At 72.1% G+C, this 20,733-nt stretch carries 22 protein-coding genes and 3 tRNA genes; 17 read left to right on the top strand and 8 right to left on the bottom strand.

Annotated elements, in window-relative coordinates; all coding sequences use genetic code 11:
• Positions 1 to 102 precede the first annotated feature (102 nt).
• The 3 genes from AC3A3L_RS04845 to nemA are packed head-to-tail and all read right to left on the bottom strand — an operon-like array spanning position 103 to position 5,060.
• Positions 103 to 2,028: an ABC transporter ATP-binding protein gene (locus AC3A3L_RS04845; RefSeq protein WP_487638887.1), complete on the bottom strand. Its 1,926-nt coding sequence runs from the start codon at positions 2,026 to 2,028 to the stop codon at positions 103 to 105.
• Positions 2,025 to 3,908, bottom strand: a complete 1,884-nt coding sequence (locus AC3A3L_RS04840; protein ID WP_487638886.1) for an ABC transporter ATP-binding protein — start codon at positions 3,906 to 3,908, stop codon at positions 2,025 to 2,027. The genes AC3A3L_RS04845 and AC3A3L_RS04840 overlap by 4 nt, the downstream gene beginning before the upstream one ends.
• Before the next feature lie 57 nt (positions 3,909 to 3,965).
• Complete coding sequence (gene nemA, locus AC3A3L_RS04835; RefSeq protein WP_487638885.1) at positions 3,966 to 5,060, bottom strand: N-ethylmaleimide reductase; 1,095 nt, start codon at positions 5,058 to 5,060, stop codon at positions 3,966 to 3,968.
• 135 nt (positions 5,061 to 5,195) lie between these two features.
• Between nemA and AC3A3L_RS04830 the strand changes: the two genes are divergently transcribed.
• Positions 5,196 to 6,140 carry a pirin family protein gene (locus tag AC3A3L_RS04830; RefSeq protein WP_487638884.1) on the top strand — a complete coding sequence of 315 codons (945 nt, stop codon included), beginning with the start codon at positions 5,196 to 5,198 and terminating at the stop codon, positions 6,138 to 6,140.
• A complete protein-coding gene (locus AC3A3L_RS04825) occupies positions 6,137 to 6,724 on the top strand; it encodes a DNA-3-methyladenine glycosylase I (protein ID WP_487639821.1) in 588 nt (195 codons plus the stop codon). The genes AC3A3L_RS04830 and AC3A3L_RS04825 overlap by 4 nt, the downstream gene beginning before the upstream one ends.
• A gap of 12 nt (positions 6,725 to 6,736) precedes the next feature.
• On the opposite strand, the gene AC3A3L_RS04820 is transcribed toward AC3A3L_RS04825, so the two are convergent.
• On the bottom strand, positions 6,737 to 7,471 hold the full coding sequence (locus AC3A3L_RS04820) for a class I SAM-dependent methyltransferase (RefSeq protein WP_487638883.1): 735 nt from the start codon (positions 7,469 to 7,471) through the stop codon (positions 6,737 to 6,739).
• An 86-nt stretch (positions 7,472 to 7,557) separates the two neighbouring features.
• On the opposite strand from AC3A3L_RS04820, the gene AC3A3L_RS04815 reads away from it, so the two are divergent.
• The 7 genes from AC3A3L_RS04815 (at position 7,558) to AC3A3L_RS04785 (ending at position 11,359) form a co-directional block, all read left to right on the top strand.
• On the top strand, positions 7,558 to 8,964 hold the full coding sequence (locus tag AC3A3L_RS04815) for an amidase (RefSeq protein ID WP_487638882.1): 1,407 nt from the start codon (positions 7,558 to 7,560) through the stop codon (positions 8,962 to 8,964).
• Between the two features lie 70 nt (positions 8,965 to 9,034).
• Positions 9,035 to 9,107: transfer RNA gene (locus AC3A3L_RS04810), tRNA-Thr, on the top strand.
• A gap of 36 nt (positions 9,108 to 9,143) precedes the next feature.
• Positions 9,144 to 9,220, top strand: a tRNA-Met gene (locus AC3A3L_RS04805).
• Positions 9,221 to 9,259: 39 nt separating this feature from the next.
• A complete protein-coding gene (gene rpmG / locus AC3A3L_RS04800; RefSeq protein ID WP_056907127.1) occupies positions 9,260 to 9,430 on the top strand; it encodes a 50S ribosomal protein L33 in 171 nt (56 codons plus the stop codon).
• Positions 9,431 to 9,499: 69 nt separating this feature from the next.
• Positions 9,500 to 9,907, top strand: a complete 408-nt coding sequence (locus tag AC3A3L_RS04795; RefSeq protein ID WP_487638881.1) for an FAS1-like dehydratase domain-containing protein — start codon at positions 9,500 to 9,502, stop codon at positions 9,905 to 9,907.
• Positions 9,904 to 10,305: a MaoC/PaaZ C-terminal domain-containing protein gene (locus AC3A3L_RS04790; RefSeq protein WP_487638880.1), complete on the top strand. Its 402-nt coding sequence runs from the start codon at positions 9,904 to 9,906 to the stop codon at positions 10,303 to 10,305. Before AC3A3L_RS04795 ends, AC3A3L_RS04790 begins: the two co-directional genes overlap by 4 nt.
• Before the next feature lie 4 nt (positions 10,306 to 10,309).
• Entirely contained in the window at positions 10,310 to 11,359 is a 1,050-nt protein-coding gene (locus AC3A3L_RS04785) for a UDP-N-acetylmuramate dehydrogenase (RefSeq protein WP_487638879.1), read from the top strand.
• Positions 11,360 to 11,367: 8 nt separating this feature from the next.
• On the opposite strand, the gene AC3A3L_RS04780 is transcribed toward AC3A3L_RS04785, so the two are convergent.
• Positions 11,368 to 12,414, bottom strand: coding sequence for an adenosine deaminase (locus tag AC3A3L_RS04780; protein WP_487638878.1), 1,047 nt, complete (start codon positions 12,412 to 12,414; stop codon positions 11,368 to 11,370).
• Positions 12,415 to 12,564: 150 nt separating this feature from the next.
• On the opposite strand from AC3A3L_RS04780, the gene AC3A3L_RS04775 reads away from it, so the two are divergent.
• The 6 genes from AC3A3L_RS04775 to AC3A3L_RS04750 all read left to right on the top strand — a co-directional run bounded on the left by AC3A3L_RS04775 (position 12,565) and on the right by AC3A3L_RS04750 (position 16,204).
• Positions 12,565 to 12,637, top strand: a tRNA-Trp gene (locus AC3A3L_RS04775).
• Positions 12,638 to 12,676: 39 nt separating this feature from the next.
• Positions 12,677 to 12,934, top strand: coding sequence for a preprotein translocase subunit SecE (secE, locus tag AC3A3L_RS04770; protein ID WP_487638877.1), 258 nt, complete (start codon positions 12,677 to 12,679; stop codon positions 12,932 to 12,934).
• 50 nt (positions 12,935 to 12,984) lie between these two features.
• Positions 12,985 to 13,839, top strand: a complete 855-nt coding sequence (gene nusG / locus AC3A3L_RS04765; RefSeq protein WP_487638876.1) for a transcription termination/antitermination protein NusG — start codon at positions 12,985 to 12,987, stop codon at positions 13,837 to 13,839.
• Between the two features lie 103 nt (positions 13,840 to 13,942).
• Entirely contained in the window at positions 13,943 to 14,374 is a 432-nt protein-coding gene (rplK, locus tag AC3A3L_RS04760; protein WP_268109732.1) for a 50S ribosomal protein L11, read from the top strand.
• A 95-nt stretch (positions 14,375 to 14,469) separates the two neighbouring features.
• Entirely contained in the window at positions 14,470 to 15,192 is a 723-nt protein-coding gene (gene rplA, locus AC3A3L_RS04755; protein ID WP_268109733.1) for a 50S ribosomal protein L1, read from the top strand.
• A gap of 154 nt (positions 15,193 to 15,346) precedes the next feature.
• Positions 15,347 to 16,204, top strand: a complete 858-nt coding sequence (locus AC3A3L_RS04750; RefSeq protein ID WP_487638875.1) for an SCO4651 family lipoprotein — start codon at positions 15,347 to 15,349, stop codon at positions 16,202 to 16,204.
• Between the two features lie 36 nt (positions 16,205 to 16,240).
• Here the strand turns inward: AC3A3L_RS04750 and AC3A3L_RS04745 are convergent, their stop codons facing one another.
• Positions 16,241 to 17,176: a DnaB-like helicase C-terminal domain-containing protein gene (locus AC3A3L_RS04745; protein WP_487638874.1), complete on the bottom strand. Its 936-nt coding sequence runs from the start codon at positions 17,174 to 17,176 to the stop codon at positions 16,241 to 16,243.
• Positions 17,177 to 17,520: 344 nt separating this feature from the next.
• On the opposite strand from AC3A3L_RS04745, the gene rplJ reads away from it, so the two are divergent.
• Both rplJ and rplL read left to right on the top strand, forming a co-directional pair.
• Positions 17,521 to 18,183 (top strand): 50S ribosomal protein L10, encoded by a 663-nt coding sequence (gene rplJ, locus AC3A3L_RS04740; RefSeq protein WP_487638873.1) that lies wholly within the window; start codon positions 17,521 to 17,523, stop codon positions 18,181 to 18,183.
• Between the two features lie 77 nt (positions 18,184 to 18,260).
• Positions 18,261 to 18,656 carry a 50S ribosomal protein L7/L12 gene (rplL, locus tag AC3A3L_RS04735; RefSeq protein ID WP_268109737.1) on the top strand — a complete coding sequence of 132 codons (396 nt, stop codon included), beginning with the start codon at positions 18,261 to 18,263 and terminating at the stop codon, positions 18,654 to 18,656.
• Positions 18,657 to 18,741: 85 nt separating this feature from the next.
• On the opposite strand, the gene AC3A3L_RS04730 is transcribed toward rplL, so the two are convergent.
• Positions 18,742 to 19,434 carry a response regulator gene (locus AC3A3L_RS04730; protein ID WP_487638872.1) on the bottom strand — a complete coding sequence of 231 codons (693 nt, stop codon included), beginning with the start codon at positions 19,432 to 19,434 and terminating at the stop codon, positions 18,742 to 18,744.
• Positions 19,431 to 20,594 (bottom strand): sensor histidine kinase, encoded by a 1,164-nt coding sequence (locus tag AC3A3L_RS04725; RefSeq protein ID WP_487638871.1) that lies wholly within the window; start codon positions 20,592 to 20,594, stop codon positions 19,431 to 19,433. Before AC3A3L_RS04725 ends, AC3A3L_RS04730 begins: the two co-directional genes overlap by 4 nt.
• Positions 20,595 to 20,733 lie beyond the last annotated feature (139 nt).

Raw genomic sequence — 20,733 nt, 5'->3', positions numbered from 1 at the left:
ACCCGAGTCTCCCGCTTCGACACCCAGGTCTGGTGTGACAAGCAGGAGACTCACCGGATATCCGGTGACTCCAGCGACAGGCAGCAGACCGAGCCCGCGGGCTCAGGACGTCCAGGCGTGCCAGAGCTCGGCGTACTCCCCGTCGAGGTCGAGCAGCTCCTCGTGGCTGCCGAGCTCGACGATGCGGCCGTCGAGGACGACGGCGATGCGGTCGGCGTCGTGCGCGGTGTGGAGCCGGTGGGCGATCGCGACGACCGTGCGGCCCTCGAGCAGGTTGTTCATCGACCCCTCGAGCGTGCGGGCGGTGCGCGGGTCGATGAGGGAGGTGGCCTCATCGAGCACGAGGGTGTGGGGGTCAGCGATGATCAGCCGGGCGAGCGCGACCTGCTGCGCCTGCGCAGGGGTCAGGGAGAAGCGGCCCGACCCGATCATCGTGTCCAGGCCCTCGGGCAGCCGCTCGACCCAGGACAGCCCTCCGACCGCGGCGAGCGCCTGTCGCACGGCGTCGTCGGGGGAGTCCTCGCGGGCCAGCACGACGTTGTCGCGCACGGTGCCGATGAAGACGTGGTGCTCCTGGGTGACGAGCGCGACCTCGGTGCGCAGCACCTCCAGCGGCAGGTCGACCAGGTCGACGCCGCCGACGCGTGCCGAGCCGGTGCGGGGCCGGTTGATGCCCGACAGCAGCCGGCCGAGCGTCGACTTGCCCGACCCGCTGGGCCCCACGACCGCGAGCCGCTCGCCGGTGCGCAGGCGCAGGTCGACGCCGTGGAGGACGTCGTGGCCCTCCCGGTAGGCGAAGCGGAGGTCGTCGGCCACCAGCTCGACGCCGTCGGGCAGCCGGTCGCCGGGCTCCCGGTCGGGCGGCACCTCGGCGATGCCGAGCAGGCGGCTGGTCGAGGCCGCTCCGACCTGGAGCCGGTCGACCTCGCCGATCACGGCGTCGAGCGGCTCGGCCAGCGCGACGACGTACAGCAGCGCCGCGGTGATCTGGCCCAGGTCGACCCACCCCTGGCTGTAGCCGTAGGCGCCCACGACCAGCGTGACGACCTGCGGCACCTGGAAGGCACCGTTGAGCGCGGCGAAGAGCACGTTGCGCAGGGTCATGCCGTAGCGCTCGGCCTGCGCCGAGACCGCGATGTCGTCGGAGCCCGCGTCCACCCGGGCCTTCGACAGCCCCAGCGCCTCGACGGTGCGCGAGCCCTCGACGGTCTCGGTGAGCGTGGTGTTGATGCGGGAGTAGGTGGCGCCCTCGGTGATGTACGCCTTCGGCGCGCGCCGCAGGTAGGTGCGCACCGCCGGCGTGCACAGCGCGAAGACGACGAGCGCGGGCACCGCCAGCACGAGGGAGTTGAGCATCATCGCCACGATGGACAGCAGGACGGTCATCAGCGAGATCAGCAGGCGCGGGACGCCCCACTGCACCGACCGCGCCATCGTCCCGACGTCGCGGGTGACGCGGGTGACGAGGTCGCCCGTGCTCGCTCCCTCGACGCGACCGACCGGCAGCCGGAGGATCGTGCTCACCACGTGCTCGCGCGCGGAGGCGAGCAGGTCCTGGCCGAAGTGGGTGGAGGTCCACTGGGCGCCGAAGGTGAACACCGCCTGCAGGACCACCACGCCCACCACGGCGAGGGCGAGGGTGTCGAGGCCGGCCGCCGCCGCCCCGTCGGCGTCGACCCGGTTGACCAGCGACCCGAGCAGCCGCGGGACGACGAGCGCCGAGCCGGCCGCGAGCGCGTTGAGGAGGACGAGCAGCGCGAAGGAGCGCTTCCGCGTGCGCACCAGGTCGCCGAAGAAGGCGAGCACGGCGCGGTTGCCGGACACGGGCCAGCCGCGGACCGGGTTGCGCGAGGCGGCGTAGACGTCCTCCGCGCGCTGCCGGCGCAGGTCGTGGCGCTGCCAGAGCGCGCGGTTGCGCTCGCGCAGCCCGACGTCGCCCGGAGGGTCGAGCTCGGGCGGGACGGCCGGCGGGTCGTCGGCCCGGTCGCGCCAGGTGTCGGCGGAGGTGGCGAGGAGGTCGGTGGTCATCGGGCCGGCTCCTCCTCGTCGAGCTCGCGCGTCACGACGCGTCGGTAGGCCTCGTCGTCGGCCAGCAGGTCGGCGTGGCGGCCCTCGGCGACCACGGTCCCGTCGTGGAGGAGCGCGACGCGGTCGGCGTGGTGCAGCCACAGCGGCGAGACCGTCGTGACCACGGTCGTCCGGCCCCGGCGGGTCTCGGCGACCCGGGCGGCGATGCGGGCCTCGGTGTGCGCGTCGACCGCGGAGGTCGGCTCGACCAGCACGAGGACGGGCGCGTCGGCGGCCACGGCGCGAGCGAGCACCACCCGCTGGCGCTGGCCGCCGGACAGGCCGCGACCGCGCTCGTCGAGCTGGCCCTGCCAGCCCTCCGGCAGCGCGTCGTAGACGTCCTCGGCGCTGGCGACGCGGAGCGCCTCCTCGGCCTCCTCCCGCGTCAGCCGCGCGTGGGGGTCGACGGCGTCCTGCAGGGTGCCGGCGAAGAGCTGGCTGGTCGTGTCGCTGACCAGCACCAGCCGGCGTACGTCGTCGAGGCGGGCGTGGGAGAGGTCGACGCCGCCGAGGGTGACGCCCCACTCAAGGCGCGCCTGCTCCTCGTCGAGGGCGGCGATCCGGGAGCGCTCCCGCGCCCGCTCGGCCCGCGACCGACGGGCGGCGCGGCCCTTGGTGCCGGTCTCCTCGACGGAGGGGACGGGCTCGGTGTCGGCGGGCAGGTAGCGGCCGAGCCGGTCGGCGAGGGCGGCGCTCTGCTCGGGCACGGCGCTGACGACGACGGTGAGGATGCCGGGCTGCACGGTCAGGCCGCTCGCCGCGTCGTGAAGCGGGGCGCCGCCGTCGAGGGCGACCGGGTCGGCCGGGTCGCGCCACGGCGGGCGCTCGTCGAAGATGGCGATCGCCTTGCGGGCGCTGACCAGGGACCGCACGCCCTTCTGCGCGAACTCGAAGAAGGTCCGGATCGGGCCGACCATGAAGAGCCCGTAGCCGAGGAAGGTGATGAGCTGGCCGACGCTGAGGGTGCCGTCCTGGACCTCCCGGGTGCCGAGCCACACCAGCGCCACGAGGAAGATGCCCGAGAGCAGCACGCCCACGGCCTCGACCACGGCCTGCCAGATGCCGGCCGCCACGCCGGCCTCGCGAGCCGACTGCGACTGGCGGGCGTAGTTCGTGCCGAAGGTCTGCTCACCGCCGATGCCGCGCAGGATCCGCAGCCCGGCCACGATGTCGGTGGCCAGCGAGGTCAGGTCGGAGGTGCGCGAGCGCTCGAGCTGCTGGCGCCGGTGCAGCGGACGCAGCAGCGGCAGGGCCGCCCCGACGAGCACCGGCGCCGCCACCAGGGTCAGCAGGCCGAGCTGCCACGACATGGTGAGCACGATGAAGGCGACGGTGAGGTACGACGCCAGCTGGCCCACCGTGCGCGCCAGGATCTCGCTCAGCGCACCGAACTCGTCGGAGTCGCTCGAGGCGACGCTCAGCACCTCGCCGGTCGGGGACCGGCGGGGCAGCACGTGCCCCATCTGCGCGACCTTGCGGGTGACCATCTCGAGGGCGCCGTAGAGCGCGACCAGCCAGCTGCGCACCACGAGCGTGTGCGACACGACGCCGAAGACGCCGCCGATCACGACCACCAGGAGCAGCAGCGCCGCCCAGCCGGCAAGTGCGGTCTCGGAGCCGCCGACGATGCCCTGGTCCACCGCTCGGCCGAAGATCCACGGCCCGAGGGTCATCGGCAGGAACCACAGCGCGTAGCAGAGCGACGAGAGCGCGATCACGCCCTTCTGGCGCCCGAGGATCCACCGGAGGAACGCCAGCGGCGAACGGGTGTCGGGGTCCGGCGTGGGTGCGTCGTCCGTGCCCGTGAAGAACGTCGCGATCCGAGGTGGGTAGTCCTGCATCTCGAGTCGAACCCTAGGCGTCGGCGGGCGACGGCACGAACCGAATACGCGAACGACTCAGGCGGCGCCGTGTGCCGGGTAGTCGGTGTAGCCCTCGGCGTCGCCGCCGTAGAACGTCTCGGGTCGCGGCGGGTTGAGGGGCAGGCCCTCGGCGAGGCGGCGCGGCAGGTCGGGGTTGGCGATGAACGAGCGGCCGAAGGCCGCGGCGTCGACGAGGCCCGCGTCCAGCAGCCGCTCGGCCTTGGCGAGGTCGTAGCTCCCGGCACCGACGATGGGGCCGGGGTGGGCCGCGCGCAGGGCACGCCGGTAGTCGTCGTCGAGCTCCGGCCCGCCGGCCCAGTCCGGCTCGGACAGGTGGAGGAAGGCCAGGTCGCGACGACCGAGCTCACCGGCGACGTACAACCCGGCCTCGGCGCCCTCGGGGTCCTCGGTCCCGTTGAACGAGCCGATCGGGGAGATCCGGATGGCGACCCGGTCGGCGGACCAGGCATCGACGACGGCGTCGGTCACCTCGAGCATCAGCCGGGCGCGGTTGGTCAGCGAGCCGCCGTACTCGTCGGTGCGGAGGTTGCTGTCGGCTGCGAGGAACTGGTGCAGCAGGTAGCCGTGAGCACCGTGGATCTCGACGAGGTCGAAGCCGGCCTCGCGGGCGTTGACCGTCGCGCGCCGGTAGTCCTCGAGCAGCCGCGGGACCTCCTCGAGGCGCAGCGGGCGCGGGACCGGGCAGCTGACCCGGGTCGGCCGGCCGCCCTCGCCGCGCACGGTGGTGCGGTTGCGGTAGGGCCCGTCGCTGGCCGAGACCGGCAGCTCGCCGTCGTGGAACGACTCGTGGGAGACGCGGCCGACGTGCCACAGCTGGGCGGCGATCAACCCGCCGGCCTCGTGCACGGCGTCGGTGATCCGGCGCCACCCGGCGACCTGCTCGTCGCTGTGGATGCCAGGGGTGTCCATGTAGCCCTTGCCCTCCGGGCTGATCTGGGTGCCCTCGGAGATGAGCAGCCCCGCGCCCGCGCGCTGCACGTAGTACTCCCGCATCAGGTCGTTCGGCACGTCTCCCGGCGCCGTGGCCCGCATCCGGGTGAGGGGGGCCATCAGCACGCGGTTGTCGGCGCGGACGGCGCCGAGGGTCAGGGGCTCGAAGAGGGAGGGCACGAGAGCCGCCAACGGCGACCTCCCGGCGGCTATTCCGACATCCGGGCCGACCGTGACCCGGGTCACGCCCGGGAAGGAGGCCGGAGAGGGACGACGACCTGCGCACATTCACCCCTCCGGGTACCGTGGCGGTCGATGACCGACGTCGAGGTGCTCGCTCCGCGTGAGGTCCCGCTGGGAGGTCCCCGGGCCATGCGCGTACGACGCACGCTCCCGCAGCGCCATCGCTCCCTGATCGGTGCCTGGTGCTTCGTCGACCACTACGGGCCGGACGAGGTCGACCGCACCGGCGGGATGGTGCTCCCGGCCCACCCGCACACCGGCCTCCAGACCGCCAGCTGGCTCTTCGGCGGCGAGCTCGAGCACCGCGACTCCGTCGGCAGCCTCGCCACGGTGCGTCCCGGCGAGCTGAACCTGATGACAGCCGGACGCGGCATCAGCCACACCGAGGTCTCCACGCCCGACACCACGCTGCTCCACGGCGCCCAGCTCTGGATCGCGCTGCCGGACGAGAGCCGCCACGTCGAGCCCCGGTTCGAGCACTTCGCGCCCGACCCGGTCCGCGGGCCCGGGTGGGAGGCCAGGGTCTTCATCGGCTCGTTGCTCGGCGCCACCTCGCCGGTGCACGTGCACACCCCGCTCCTCGGCGCGGAGATCATGCTCGCGCCGGGCAAGAGCCTCGAGATCGAGGTCGACCCGACGTTCGAGCACGGCGTGCTCCTCGACGTGGGCGAGATCGACGTCGACGGCCAGGAGCTGGCGCCCAGCGACCTCGGCCACGTCCCCCACGGCAGGTCCACCATCACGGTGACCGCGCAGGAGGAGGCCCGGCTGCTCCTCCTCGGCGGTCCGCCCTTCGGCGAGCCCATCGTCATGTGGTGGAACTTCATCGGTCGCAGCCACGACGAGATCGCCGGCTACCGCCAGGAGTGGCAGGACCAGATCCTCGTGGGCGACGGGGACGACGTCGTCGCCGACGGCCGCGAGGTCGCCGAGGGGCGCTTCGGCACGGTCGACCTCGACCTGCAGCCCATCCCCGCGCCGGTCCTGCCCAACGTGCGGCTCAAGGAACGACGCTGAGCGGCGTCGGCCCCGTCGTCGGCGCCGACGGGATCGCACGGTGCCCCTGGGGCGCGGGCGACGCGGTCAACCTCGCCTACCACGACACCGAGTGGGGGCTGCGCGTCGACGGCGAGGCGGCCCACCTCGAGCGGCTCACGCTGGAGGCCTTCCAGTCGGGCCTGTCGTGGCGCACGATCCTCGACAAGCGCGACAACTTCCGCGCCGCCTTCGCCGGGTTCGACGCCGATGCCGTCGCGGCCTACGACGACCACGACGTCGAGCGCCTGATGGGCGACCCCGGCATCGTCCGCAACCGCCGCAAGGTCGACGCGGCGATCACCAACGCGCGCGCCACGGTCGCCCTGCGCGAGCAGGGCGGGTTGGAGGCGTTCATCTGGTCCTTCCGGCCCGAGCCGGGGCCGGCGCCGCGCACCACGGCCGACGTGCCCACCACCTCGGCTGAGTCGATCGCGCTGTCGAAGGCGCTCAAGAAGGCGGGCTTCGCCTTCGTGGGACCGACGACGATGTACGCCCTCATGGAGGCCATCGGCCTCGTCGACGACCACCTCGCGGACTGCCACCGCCGCGGGTGCGCCGGCTGACCCGGTCCGGCGTCAGCCGGGCTTGCGCCACACCGACACGTGGCTCTCGCTGTCGTTCGTGAACGGAGCCCCGTGCCAGTCCGCGACGCGTCGCTCGAGCACCATCCCGGCGAGCTGCGCCATCAGGTCGCACTCGGCCGGCCAGATGTAGCGGAAGTTGCTCTCGCCGTAGGTGACCGTGCCGTCGTCGTGCCGGCGGTAGTGGTGGGACGTGCCCTGCTGCGTGGTCATGTCGTAGGTGTCGAACCCGACGTGGCGGCGCCCGACGTGGAAGGGCACCGCGGCCTGGCCGGGCGGGAAGCGCCGGATGCCGGGCACCCACAGCTCGACCACGAAGCGGCCGCCCGGGGCGAGGTGGCGGGCAGCGTTGCCGAAGCACGCGACCTGCTCGGCCTGGGTGCGCACGTTGCCGATGCTGTTCCAGACGACGTACACGAGGCTGAACTCGCCGTCGACGCGAGCCGTGGCCATGTCGCCCACGACGACGGGGACGTCAGGCCGCTTGCGGTGGAGCTCGTCCGTCATGGGTTGTGACAGCTCGATGCCGGAGACCGGGACGCCCCGCTCGGTCAGCGGGATCGCGACCCGGCCGGTGCCGATGGCCATCTCCAGCGCGGCGCCGTCGCCGGCTAGGGCGGCCAGGAAGTCGACCGCCGGGTCGAGGACCTCTGGCTCGAACATGAACGCCGAGCTCTCGTCGTACGTCGCCGCGGTCTCGGCGTCCCAGTAGTCACTGCTGCTCGTCATGCCCGCCACGCTGCACCACCAGCACGGCGTCGGCCACCGAATTCGCCCCTGCCGCGACCCGCGCCGAGTCCCTATGCTCCCCGTCCATGGAGCGCGTGCACGCCTTCTCCACCGACGACGCCCTCGCCGAGCTCGACGCGACCGGCCTCGTCGAGGCCCTGCGCTCCGGGGTCGTGTCGGTTCCGGAGGTCGTCGAGGCCGCCATCGCCCGCACCGAGCGGGTCGACGCCGCCCTCGGCGCCGTGGCGTACGCCGCCTACGACCGCGCCCGGGAGGAGGCCAGGCACCCGCGCGGCGGCTGGTTCGCCGGGGTGCCGACCTTCGTCAAGGACAACGTCGACGTCGCCGGCATGCCCACCCAGCACGGCTCCGACGCCTTCACCGCAGCGCCGCAGCCGGCCGACGGCGACTTCGCGCGGATGTACCTCGCCACCGGGCTCGTCCCGCTGGGCAAGACGCAGCTCTCGGAGTTCGGCTTCTCCGGGGCCGCGGACCACGTGCGCCTCGGGCCGGTCCGGTCGCCGTGGAGCCCCGAGCACTACGCCGGCGCCTCGTCCGCGGGCTCTGCCGCGCTCGTCGCGGCCGGAGCGGTGCCGATCGCGCACGCCAACGACGGCGGCGGATCCATCCGCATCCCCGCCGCGGTCAACGGGCTCGTCGGCCTCAAGCCCACCCGCGGCCGCCTCGCGCAGGACCGGATGATGCGCGACATGCCGGTGCGGATCGTCTCCGACGGCGTCCTCACCCGCAGCGTCCGCGACACCGCCGCGTTCTACCGCGAGGCCGAGAAGGTCTGGCGCAACCCGCTCCTCGCCCCCGTCGGCGACGTCACCCGCCCGAGCCGGGCCCGGCTCCGCGTCGCGGTCGTGACCGAGGGGATCGGCCGCTCCTGCAGCCCCGAGGTGCGCGAGCTGACGCTGCGCACCGCCGCGCTGCTCGAGGAGCTCGGCCACCACGTCGAGGAGGTCGAGAACCCGATCCCGACCGGCTTCCCCGACCACTTCGTCCGCTTCTGGTCGATGCTCGCGCTGGTCATCGTCCGCCGGGGCAGGAAGGACTTCGGGCCCACGTGGGACCCGGCCAGGCTGGACAACCTCACCCTCGGCCTGGCCCGGCACGCGGCGCGCAACCTCCACAAGCAGCCGTGGTCGATCTCCGTGCTGCGCCGCTCCCAGCACCTCGCCGCTCGCCACCGGGCGTCGTACGACGTCACGCTGACGCCCACCCTCGCGACCGAGACGCCACGCGTCGGCCACCTCCGTCCCGACCAGGACTACGACGAGATCATGGACCGGCTGATGGACTGGGTGGCGTTCACGCCGCTGCAGAACGCCACCGGGGAGCCGGCCGTCTCGCTGCCCCTGGCGACCACCGCCGCAGGGCTGCCGCAGGGGATGATGCTGGGCGCCGGAGCGGGCCGCGAGGCACGCCTGCTCGGGTTGTCGTACGAGCTCGAGGAGGCCGTCGGCTGGCCCCGCATCCAGGCGTCCTGAACGGCCGGATCGGGCAGAGGCGGAGCCGATTTCTCAACCCGGCGGGGCGTGTGTATCGTTCTCCGTCGTTGCCCCTTTAGCTCAGTCGGCAGAGCGTCTCCATGGTAAGGAGAAGGTCTACGGTTCGATTCCGTAAAGGGGCTCTGGGTCGGACCTCCTCCGGGTGGTCCTTCCTCCGCGGCGGGGTAGCTCAGGTGGTTAGAGCACACGGCTCATAATCGTGGTGTCGCGGGTTCGAGTCCCGCCCCCGCTACCACCCAGTCTCCCGCATCACCAGCAAAGTAGAGGTTCTCCGATGGCCAGCAAGTCTTCTGACGTCCGCCCCAAGATCACGCTCGCGTGCACGGAGTGCAAGGAGCGCAACTACATCACCAAGAAGAACCGGCGCAACGACCCCGACCGGATCGAGCTGAAGAAGTTCTGCCCGCGCGACCGCCGGCACACGATCCACCGCGAGACCCGCTGACGCCGTTCCTCGTCGCACCCGACCCGTCCGAGCACTCGGACGGGTTGTCGTGTTTGTAGGCTCTGGGGCATGCCCGTCGACCCCTCGCTGGTGGGGCGCGAGTTCCCCGCGCCGGCGCCCCTGTCCGTGACCCCCGAGCGGGTCGGCGCCTTCGCCGACGCCGTCGGCCATCCCGGGGCGGACGGTGGGTCGGTCCCGCCGACCTTCCCGATCGTGCTGGCCTTCGACGCGATGCAGGCCTTCCTCGACGCCGAGGCGATCGACCTGCACCGCATCGTCCACGGCGAGCAGCGCTTCGCCTACGTGCGCCCCCTGGCGGTCGGCGACGAGCTCCGCGCGACGCTGACGGTCACCGGCCTCCGCCAGATCGGCGGCGCCGACATCATCGCCACGACCAGCGAGATCACCGACGCCACCGGCGCGGTCGTCTGCACGGGCAAGGCCACCCTCGTCCACTCGTCCGGAGGGGCCGCATGAGCAACCGCCTGGACGCCGGTGACGTCCTCGAGACCAGGACCTTCACGGTCACCCGCGCCGACCTCGTGGCCTACGCCGAGGCCAGCGGCGACCACAACCCCATCCACCAGGACGAGGACGTCGCCCGCAGCGTCGGCCTCCCCGGCGTGATCGCCCACGGCATGTACACCCTGGCCCTGGTCGGCCGCGCGGTCGCCGAGTGGACCGGCGGCGCCGAGGTCGTCGACCTGGGGGCCAAGTTCACCAGCCCCGTCGTCGTACCCGCCGAGGGCGGCGCCGAGGTGGTCGTCGACGGCACCGTGAAGTCGGTCGCCGACGGCCTGGTCACCCTCGCGCTCCAGGTGACGTGCGGGGGCCAGAAGGTGCTCGGCATGCCGAAGGCGGTCGTGCGTGCCTGACCCGGTGCCTGACCTCCGGGACCACACCACGCTGCGGCTCGGCGGTCCCGCCGGACGCTGGGTCGAGGCCGCGACCGAGGAGGAGGTCGTCGAGGCCGTCGGGGCGGCCGACGCCCAGGGCGAGCCCGTCCTCGTCCTCGGCGGCGGCTCCAACCTCGTCGTCGCCGACGCGGGCTTCCCGGGCACGGTCGTCCACGTCGCGACCCGCGGGATCGTCGCCGACGTCGACGACTCGGGCGACCCGTCCTGCTCCGGCGCGACCGTGACGGTGGCCGCGGGGGAGTCGTGGGACGCCCTCGTCGCGCACGCCGTCGAGCGTGGGTGGTCCGGCATCGAGGCGCTCTCCGGGATCCCCGGGTCGGTCGGCGCCACGCCGATCCAGAACGTCGGCGCCTACGGCCAGGAGGTCTCCCAGACCATCGCCCGGGTCCGGGTGTGGGACCGCGTCCTGCGAGGCGTGCGGACCTTCGCGGCGAGCGAGTGCCGGTTCGGCTACCGCTCGAGCCGCTTCAAGGCCGACCCCGGCCGGCACGTCGTCCTCGACGTCACGTTCCAGTTCCGGATGGGCAGCCTCGCGGCACCCGTGCGGTACGCCGAGCTGGCGCGCACCCTCGGTGTCGCCGAGGGCCAACGCGCCCCGCTGTCCGACGTGCGTGAGGCGGTGCTCGGCCTGCGCCGCGGCAAGGGCATGGTTCTCGACGCGGCCGACCACGACACGTGGAGCGCCGGCTCTTTCTTCACCAATCCGTTCCTCGGCCCCGAGCAGGCCGCCGCGCTGCCCGCCGACGCGCCCCGCTGGGAGCAGCCCGACGGCACCGTGAAGTCGAGCGCCGCGTGGCTGATCGAGCACGCCGGGTTCGGCAAGGGCCACACCAGCCCGGCCGCGGGGGAGCGGGTGCGGCTGTCCACCAAGCACACCCTCGCCCTCACCAACCGCGGCGGAGCCACCACCGACGAGCTGCTCACCCTCGCCCGCGAGGTGCGCGACGGGGTGCGCGACCGCTTCGGCGTCACGCTCGTCAACGAGCCCGTGACGGTCGGCTGCTCCCTCTGACCTCCGGCTCAGCCGAGCCAGGCGGCGATGTCCCGCTTCGCCGCCGCGACGACGTCTGACGGCGCCTGCGAGGCCTCGAACGACATCTCCGCGAGCCGGGCCAGGGTGGCGTCGTCGAGGTCGTGCGCGGCGCGCATCGTGGCGTACTGGCCCGCCAGCCGGGACCCGAAGAGCAGGGGGTCGTCCGCGCCCAGCGCGATGGTCGCGCCGGCGGCGAGGAGCTGGGGCAGCGGGACCGACGTGAGGTCGCTGTAGACGCCGAGCGAGACGTTGGATACCGGGCACACCTCCAGCGCGACCCCGGTCGCCACTAGCCGGTCGAGCAGGGCCGGGTCCTCCGCGCTGCGCACGCCGTGCCCGAGCCGGTGGGCTCCCAGCCGGTCGAGGCACTGGCGGACGTGGTCGGGTCCGCGCAGCTCCCCGCCGTGCGGGACGAGCAGCAGGCCGGCCCGGTCGGCGATGCGGAACGCGCCCTCGAAGTCCTCCGTGCGGCCGCGACGCTCGTCGTTGGACAGCCCGAACCCGACGACACCGCGGCCGGCGTACTGGGCGGCGAGGCGCGCGAGCGTGCGCGCGTCGAGCGGGTGGCGGGTGCGGTTGGCGGCGACGACCACCGCGATGCCGAGCCCGGTGCGCTCGGACGCGTCGCGCACGCAGTCGAGGACCAGGTCGGTGAACGCGGTGATGCCGCCGAAGCGGGCGGCGTACCCGCTGGGGTCGACCTGGATCTCCAGCCAGCGGCCGCCGTCGCGCACGTCGTCCTCGGCGGCCTCGAGCACGAGGCGGCGTACGTCGTCGGGCGTGCGCAGCACCGAGCGGGCCACGTCGTAGAGGCGCTGGAAGCGGAACCAGCCCTTCTCGTCGGCAGCGCTGAGCTGCGGCGGCCAGTCCTCGACGAGCGAGTCGGGCAGCACGATGCCGTCGCGCTCGGCGAGCTCGAGCAGCGTGCCGTGGCGCATCGACCCGGTGAAGTGGAGGTGGAGGTGCGCCTTGGGCAGCCGGGACACCTCGCGACGCGGCTCCGCGCCCTCCGGACCCGCCCCCGCACCTGCCATGCCCGCATCGTAGGGGGGACCCGGTACCCGTCCCGCGGCCCGGTGGGGTGCCTCGGTTCGACGGGGACTGGGACCGCCCCGTATGCTTCCGGATTGGTGGTTTCGCCACATGCTTCGGCATGCCCCCAGTGATGGGGATGAGACCGCCGGAGGGCACTAGCTCAACTGGCAGAGCATCGGTCTCCAAAACCGAAGGTTGGGGGTTCAAGTCCCTCGTGCCCTGCGAGGAACACTGCACAGCAACAACGAGAAGGTGGATGACGTGGCCGACGGCAACGCGGTTCAGGACCGGCGCGACTCGCGCGGCGACGACCGTGGGCGCACCAGCCCCGCCACGTTCCTGCGCCAGGTGGTGGCCGAGCTCCGCAAGGTGGTGTGGCCCACCCAGCAGCAGCTGATCACCTACTTCTTCGTCGTGCTGGTCTTCGTCGTCGTGGTGATGGCGCTCGTGACGGTCCTGGACCTCGCTTTCGGAAAGCTGGTCTTCGAGATCTTCACCGGTGGCGGCAGCGTCCAGTGACGACGGGGGAGACGGTTCCCCGCCCCCAGCTACGAACTACGGAGTGAGACGTGTCTGAGAACAATGACGTGGACCAGGTCGACGACCGGGTCGAGTCCGTCGACGAGGCGACCCCGGAGGACGCCGTCGAGGACGTCGTCGAGGACACCCCCGCCGACGAGGCCTCCGACCAGAGCGACGCGGACGTGACCGACGAGTCGACCGACGACGACGACGACGAGCAGGCCGACGAGACGACTGACGAGCAGGCCGACGACGAGGCTGCCGACGCGTCCGCCGAGGAGAGCGACCCGCTCGAGGCGTTCCGCCGCGAGCTGTGGGCCAAGCCCGGCGACTGGTTCGTCGTGCACACCTACTCCGGCATGGAGAAGCGGGTCAAGCACAACCTCGAGAACCGCATCATCTCCCTCAACATGGAGGACTACATCCACGAGATCGTGGTCCCCACCGAGGAGGTCGCGGAGATCAAGAACGGCCAGCGCAAGATGGTCACCCGCACCGTCCTGCCCGGCTACGTCCTGGTCCGCATGGACCTCACCGACGAGTCCTGGTCCGCCGTGCGCCACACGCCGTCGGTGACGGGCTTCGTGGGCCACAGCCACCAGCCCGTGCCGCTGAGCATGAGCGAGGTCGAGGACATGCTCGCGCCGGCCGTCGTGGCCGTCGCCGAGGCCGAGGCCGCCGCGTCGGGCGAGAAGGGTGCGGCCACCACGCCGCGCAAGCCGGTCGAGGTCGCCGACTTCGACGTCTCCGACTCCGTCATGGTGGTCGACGGCCCGTTCGCCACGCTCCACGCGACGATCACCGAGATCAACGCCGAGTCGCAGCGCGTCAAGGCGCTCGTCGAGATCTTCGGCCGCGAGACGCCGGTCGAGCTGTCGTTCAGCCAGATCCAGAAGGTCTGACGATTTCCGTCCGCCCGTCCTCCGGGCCGACAATGCAGTAGCGACAACCCGTGGCAGGGGGCAGGTGCCCTCGTCATGACCACACGAGAGAAAGAAGAAGGCTATGCCTCCCAAGAAGAAGATCGCCGCACTCGTCAAGGTGCAGCTGCAGGCCGGTTCGGCCACCCCGGCCCCGCCGGTCGGTACGGCGCTCGGTCCGCACGGCGTCAACATCATGGACTTCTGCAAGGCCTACAACGCCCAGACCGAGTCCATGCGCGGCAACGTGATCCCCGTCGAGATCACCATCTACGAGGACCGCTCGTTCGACTTCATCACCAAGACCCCGCCGGCCGCCGAGCTCATCAAGAAGGCCGCCGGCCTGTCCAAGGGTTCCGGCGTCCCGCACAAGGACAAGGTCGGCAAGCTGACCAAGGACCAGGTGCGCGAGATCGCGACCACCAAGCTGCCCGACCTCAACGCCAACGACGTCGAGGCCGCCATGAAGATCGTCGAGGGCACTGCGCGCTCGATGGGCGTCACCACCGACAGCTGAGCGAGCTCGTGAGCTCAGCAGTTCAGCACTGACCGTGGGAGAGCCGCGCTGGCTCGCCTAAACCACATCCTTCGCACGACAGAAACGAGAAGACCATGCAGCGCAGCAAGACCTACCGCGCGGCCGCGGAGACGTTCGACAAGGACGAGCTCTACGCGCCGCTGGCCGCCATCAAGATCGCCAAGGGTGGCTCCAAGAAGAAGTTCGACGAGACCCTCGACGTCGTCATGCGCCTGGGTGTCGACCCGCGCAAGGCCGACCAGATGGTCCGCGGCACCGTCAACCTCCCGCACGGCACCGGCAAGACCGCCCGTGTCCTCGTGTTCGCCAACGCCGACAAGGCCGAGGCCGCCCGTGAGGCCGGCGCCGAGTTCGTCGGTGGCGACGAGCTGATCGAGAAGGTCGCCGGCGGCTGGCTCGACTTCGACGCCGTCGTCGCGACGCCCGACATGATGGGCAAGGTGGGCCGCCTCGGTCGCGTCCTGGGCCCGCGCTCGCTCATGCCCAACCCGAAGACCGGCACGGTGACCCCCGACGTCGCCAAGGCCGTCACGGACATCAAGGGCGGCAAGATCGAGTTCCGCGTCGACCGCCACGCCAACCTGCACTTCATCATCGGCAAGGCCTCCTTCTCCGAGGTCCAGCTCGCGGAGAACTACGCCGCTGCGCTCGAGGAGGTGCTGCGTCTCAAGCCGGCCAGCTCCAAGGGCCGCTACATCAAGAAGGTCACCGTCTCCACGACGATGGGTCCCGGCATCCAGGTCGACCCGAACCGCGTGAAGAACGTCGCGTCGGAGGACGAGGCCGTCCAGGCCTGATCCACCGCGCAGCACGGCCCGGTCGCCCCTCGGGGCGGCCGGGCCGTCGTGCTTCCCACGTGCCTGGCGCCGTTTGGCTGGGGGTCCATCGGGTAGAACGTCAGTGGCACACCTGCCGCACCACCCGTCGTACCACTCGTCCCAGGAGACACACATGCGCGTCCCGTCCCTCACCCGCCGCCTCGGCTCCGTCGCCCTGGTGCTGACCCTGGGGGTCGGGCTCGCTGCGTGCAGCGACGACTCCGGCTCCTCCGACACCTCGAGCTCGGCGACCGACGAGAGCACCGACGAGGGCACGTCGACCGACGAGCGCACCGACGAGACCGAGGAGCCCGCCGAGGCGTCGCTCACCGAGCTCTCGGCCGACGACTTCTACCCGGCCGTCATGGATGCCATGAGGTCTGCCGAGACGTTCTCGTTCGAGACCACGTCGGGCGCCGCGGGCCAGTCCCAGACCATGACGGGGCAGGCCCGCTTCGGCGACGACGGCGTGGAGATGAAGGCCTCCGGAAGCGGCGCCCAGTCGATGGAGATGATCCTCATCGACAAGGCGATGTACATGAAGTCGCCCGAGCTCGGCATGGGCGACAAGTGGCTGAAGATCGACCTGAGCGACCCGAACTCGCTGTTCGGGATGATCGGCAAGGCCACCGACCCCGAGGTCATGTTCGAGGCCATGGAGAAGCCGAAGAACCTCGAGCTGGTCGGCTCGGAGGAGGTGGACGGCGTCGAGGCCAACCACTACCGGATCACCCTCGACCCGACGCAGTACCTCAAGGCCATGGAGTTCCCGGCCGCGATGGCCGACATGATGCCCGACGAGCTGGTGACCGAGATGTGGGTCGACGCCGACAACCTGCCGCGCAGGTTCACCCAGACGATGGAGCTCCCGGGCGCCGGCGGCGGCAAGCCGACCACCACGACGACCGAGGGCACCTACTCCGACTTCGGCACCGACGTCGAGATCGAGGCGCCCCCGAGCAGCCAGATCACCGAGGCGCCGGGCATGTGAGCAAGGCCCGGCCGTCTCAGCGCACTCGCCGTCGGCTCACTCCCGGAAGACCCGCTCGTCGATCAGCTGCTCCTTGACCTCGGTGCCCTCGGGCTCGTAGCGGCCCTGGTCGAAGCGGGTACGGAACTGCAGCACCGCGCCGTCGCGACCGAACCGGTTCTTCTCGACGGTCAGGACGGCGTACTCGCGGAACCGCTCGGCGTTGCCGAGGTCGTAGGTCAGGTGGTGCCGCGCGACGATGTCGAACTTGTTGTTGAGCACCAGCACGACGTCGGCCTCGTAGGCCAGTGCGCTCGACCCGCGCAGGTCGTTGGCGCGCATCCGCTTGCCGGAGCGGAGCGCCTCCTTCTCGGCCGCGGCGATCGCGAGGACCGGGGCGCTGATGTCGATGGCGAGGTCCTTGAGGCCCTCGACAATCTCGGTGGTGCTCGACTCCTCGTCGGGGTGGCTGGACTTCACCTTCTGCAGGTAGTCGACGATCACGAGCGGCGTGGACCCCGACAGCTCGCGCACCGCCTGGATGGCCGCCTGGATCGCGGCGAGGTCGGTGCGGGTGCCGGTGGAGCGGTGGACGAAGAGCATCTCGGAGTACTGGGCGACGCGGGTCAGCGCCTCGACGCCGGCGGGCACCGACTCCAGGCGGTGCTCGAGCGAGCTCACCCACAGGTCGTCGAAGATCGACCTGATGCTGTTGACCCGCACCTGGTCGGACTCGTCGAGCTCGCCCGCCTCCATGGCGATCAGCTTCTGCGTGAGGTCCTCGGCGTCGTGCTCGTAGGAGAAGTAGAGGACCGGGCGGCCGGTCGCGGCGTTGTTGCGGGCGACCTGCAGCGCGAAGGTCGACTTGCCGAGGCCCTGCGGGCCCGCGAGCAGCACCAGGGAGCCGGCGCGCATCCCGCCACCGATGATGGGGTCGAGACCCACGAAGCCGGTCTTCCAGAGGCGTCCGGCGGCGTTGCGTCCGGTGAGCATGCGTTCGTCGCTACGAGCCAGGGAGGCTCCGACGGTCATGAGCTGGTGGTCCACGGGGACATTGCACCAGTGATGGGCGACCGGCGTGGGAGGATTGGCCGGTTTGCGGGTCCGCTCCGCCGATTTGTCTGGTCCGTGCCCCGGCGCGTACTGTTCCCTCTCGAAACCAGAGACCGCAGGTTCATCACGAGCTCCAACGCTCGGGATGCGAAGGTCCGCAGCAGCGGGCGGCCGGCGCAGGATTTCAGAGCAGCGGCTCCGTCCGCACCCACGCCCTGAGCCTGTGCTCAGGGCGTTCGTCGTCTGTGGGCCCGACGCCGGTGGTCAACCCCGGAAGGAGACCCATGGCGCGGCCAGAAAAGACTGCCGCCGTCGCAGAGATCGTTGAGTCCTTCAACGACTCCGCCGGCGCTGTGCTGACCGAGTACCGCGGGCTCACCGTGAAGCAGCTGCAGGACCTGCGGCGCTCCCTCGGCGAGAACGCCAACTACGCCGTGGTCAAGAACACGCTGGCCAAGATCGCCGCCACCGAGGCTGGCATCGAAGGCTTCGACGACCTGCTGACCGGCCCCACCGCCATCGCCTTCATCAATGGAGACGTGGTCGAGGCCGCCAAGGGTCTGCGTGACTTTGCCAAGGCAAACCCCGCCCTTGTCATCAAGGGTGGAGTCCTGGACGGCAAGCCGCTCGACGCTGCCGAGGTCGCCAAGCTGGCTGACCTCGAGTCGCGCGAGGTGCTGATGGGCAAGCTGGCGGGCGCGATGCTCGCCTCGCTCTCCCAGGCCGTCTACCTGCTCAACGCGCCGATCGCCCAGGCCGCCCGTCTCGCGGGTGCGCTGCAGGCCAAGGCCGAGCAGGACCCCTCGATCCTCGCAGGTGGTGCCGGTACGCCGGATGCTCCCGCTGCCGAGGACGCCCCGGCGGAGGAGGCCACCTCTTCGGAGGCCGCCGAGCCCGAGGCGACCGACGAGTCGGCCGACACGGCCGCCGAGTCCACCGACGCCTGACCAGGCCGACGTACACCACCTGAAACCCCGGCGCAGCCGCACCAGCGACCGCGCCACACAAGGAAAGGTTTGCCATCATGGCGAAGCTCAGCACCGACGAGCTCCTTGACGCCTTCAAGGAGATGACCCTGATCGAGCTCTCCGAGTTCGTGAAGCAGTTCGAGGACACCTTCGGCGTGACCGCCGCTGCCCCCGTTGCCGTGGCCGCCGCCCCGGCTGCCGGTGGTGCCGCCGGTGGCGACGCCGCCGCCGCCGAGGACAAGGACGACTTCGAGGTCGTCCTCGAGGCCGCCGGCGACAAGAAGATCAACGTCATCAAGGAGGTGCGCGCCCTGACCTCCCTCGGTCTGAAGGAGGCCAAGGACCTCGTCGAGGCCGCCCCCAAGACGATCCTCGAGAACGCCACCAAGGAGGCCGCGGACAAGGCCAAGGAGGCCCTCGAGGCCGCCGGCGCCACCGTCACCGTCAAGTGACGCGCTGCTGGCCCCTGGGCTAGCACCTGCTGTTCCGCAGCAACCGTCGAAGGGCGGTCACCCCGGTCGGGGTGGCCGCCCTTCGTCATGTCCGGTCGTCCTCGAGCAGGCCCGACTGGTGGGCCCAGGCGATGGCGCGGGCGCGGTCGCGCAGCGCCAGCTTGTCCAGCACCCGGCCGAGGTGGGTCTTGACCGTCGTCTCGCCGAGGTAGAGGTCGGCGGCGATCTCGGCGTTGGAGAGTCCCAGGCCGACCAGGCGCAGCACGTCGGTCTCCCGCGGGGTGAGCAGGTCCAGCTCGGGCGCCCGCTGACGTGCCACGGGCGACCGGCCCAGCCTCGCGATGACGCCGGGCACGACGCTCGGGTCGATCACGCCCTGCCCTGCGGCTGCGCGGCGTACGGCGTCGAGCATGTCCTCGGGTGGTGAGCTCTTCAGCAGGAAGCCCGCGACCCCGCGACGCAGGGCCTCGTCGACCACCTCGTCCTCGTCGAAGGTCGTCAGCACCACGACCTGGGTGCCCGGCACCTCGGCCAGCACCTCGCGCGCCGCGTCGAGCCCGTTGAGGCGGGGCATCCGCACGTCCATCAGCACGACGTCCGGGCGCAGGTCGCGCACGACCCGGACCGCGTCCTCCCCGTCGACCGCCTCCCCGACGACCTGCAGGTCGGCCTCGCCGTCGATCAGCAGCCGCAGGCCGGCCCGGACCATCGCCTCGTCGTCGGCGACCACGACGCGCAGCGACGCGCCGCTCACCTGCCCGCTCACCTGCCCGCTCACCTGGACACCGTCACGGCGGTCGGCAGGGTCGCGGTGAGCCGGTGCCCGCCGTCCGCGGTCGGGCCCGCCACCAGGTCACCGCCCAGCACGGAGACCCGCTCCCGCAGCCCCGCGAGCCCGTGGCCGCCGTGGGCGGGGTCTCCCACGGGTGTGGCGGCCGCACCCGCGGCGGCTGCGTTGTCGACGCTGACCCGGACCTCGCCGGGGCCGACGTCGACGCGCACGACGACCGACGCCCCCGGCGCGTGCCGCAGGGCGTTGGTGAGGCCCTCCTGGGCGACGCGGTAGGCCGACATGCCGACGGCGCGCGGCACGGTCGAGGTGTCGCCCGAGGTCTCCAGCGTCACGACGGCGCCGGTGCGGCGTACCTCGTCCACCAGGTCGGGAAGCAGGTCGAGCGACGGCAGGGGAGCGAGGGCGGCGGACTGGCCCCGGCGCACGATCCCCACGATCCGCCGCAGCTCGTCGACGGCCTGGCGTCCGAGGCCCTCGGCGCGCAGCAGGGTCTCCTCCTCGACCGACCCGGGCTGCTGGCGGCGGCGCACGACCCCGACCTGCAGGGTCATCACGCTGACCGTGTGCGCCACGGCGTCGTGGAGCTCTCGCGAGATCCGGGTGCGCTCCTCGGCCACGGCGACCTCCGCCTGCTTCTCCCGCTCGGCCCGGAGCTCGGCTGCCAGGGCGGCCAGCTCGGCCGATCGCAGCTGCTCGCGGCGCAGCAGGACGCCGACGGCCCACGCGGGCGCGAGGATGAGGGCGAAGAAGACGAACTCCCAGACCGACTCACCCTCGATGACGATGCACAGCGGCGGCACGACGGCCGAGACGGCGTAGGCGGCGAGACCCGGGGTGCGCGGCAGGACGTAGGCGGCGTTGCCGACGAGCAGGACGTAGGCGATCAGCTGCGCCCCACCCACCGTCGGCAGTCCGGACGAGCTGAGCAGCTGGGCGGCGACCATGGACGCGCTGAGCAGCAGGACGCCGGCCAGCGGGAACCACCGGCTGACCGCCAGGGACGCTCCCGTCAGCAGAGCAGCCAGGACGCTCACGGGCGACAGGGCCGCGCCGGGGCCGCCGTAGCCGGCCTCGAAGAGCGCCGCGACCGCGACGACCGCGGCGACCACGAGGTGGGCCGCCGTGCGACGAGCCGTGCTGTCCATGCGCCCACTCTAGGGAGCGCGGGGCCCCGCGAGGGTCGTCCACGGGGACGACCCGCACATCCTCTCCGGGGAGGACCCCGGGCACTCGCGAGCGGTCCGCCGGGGCGGCCGGGTCGGGCTGCGCGGCCGATCCGCGGCG

Source organism: Nocardioides sp. Soil_C_8, assembly GCF_057656315.1.
Note: the sequence above shows the minus strand (reverse complement) of the source record. Positions and strands in the feature narration are given on the sequence as shown.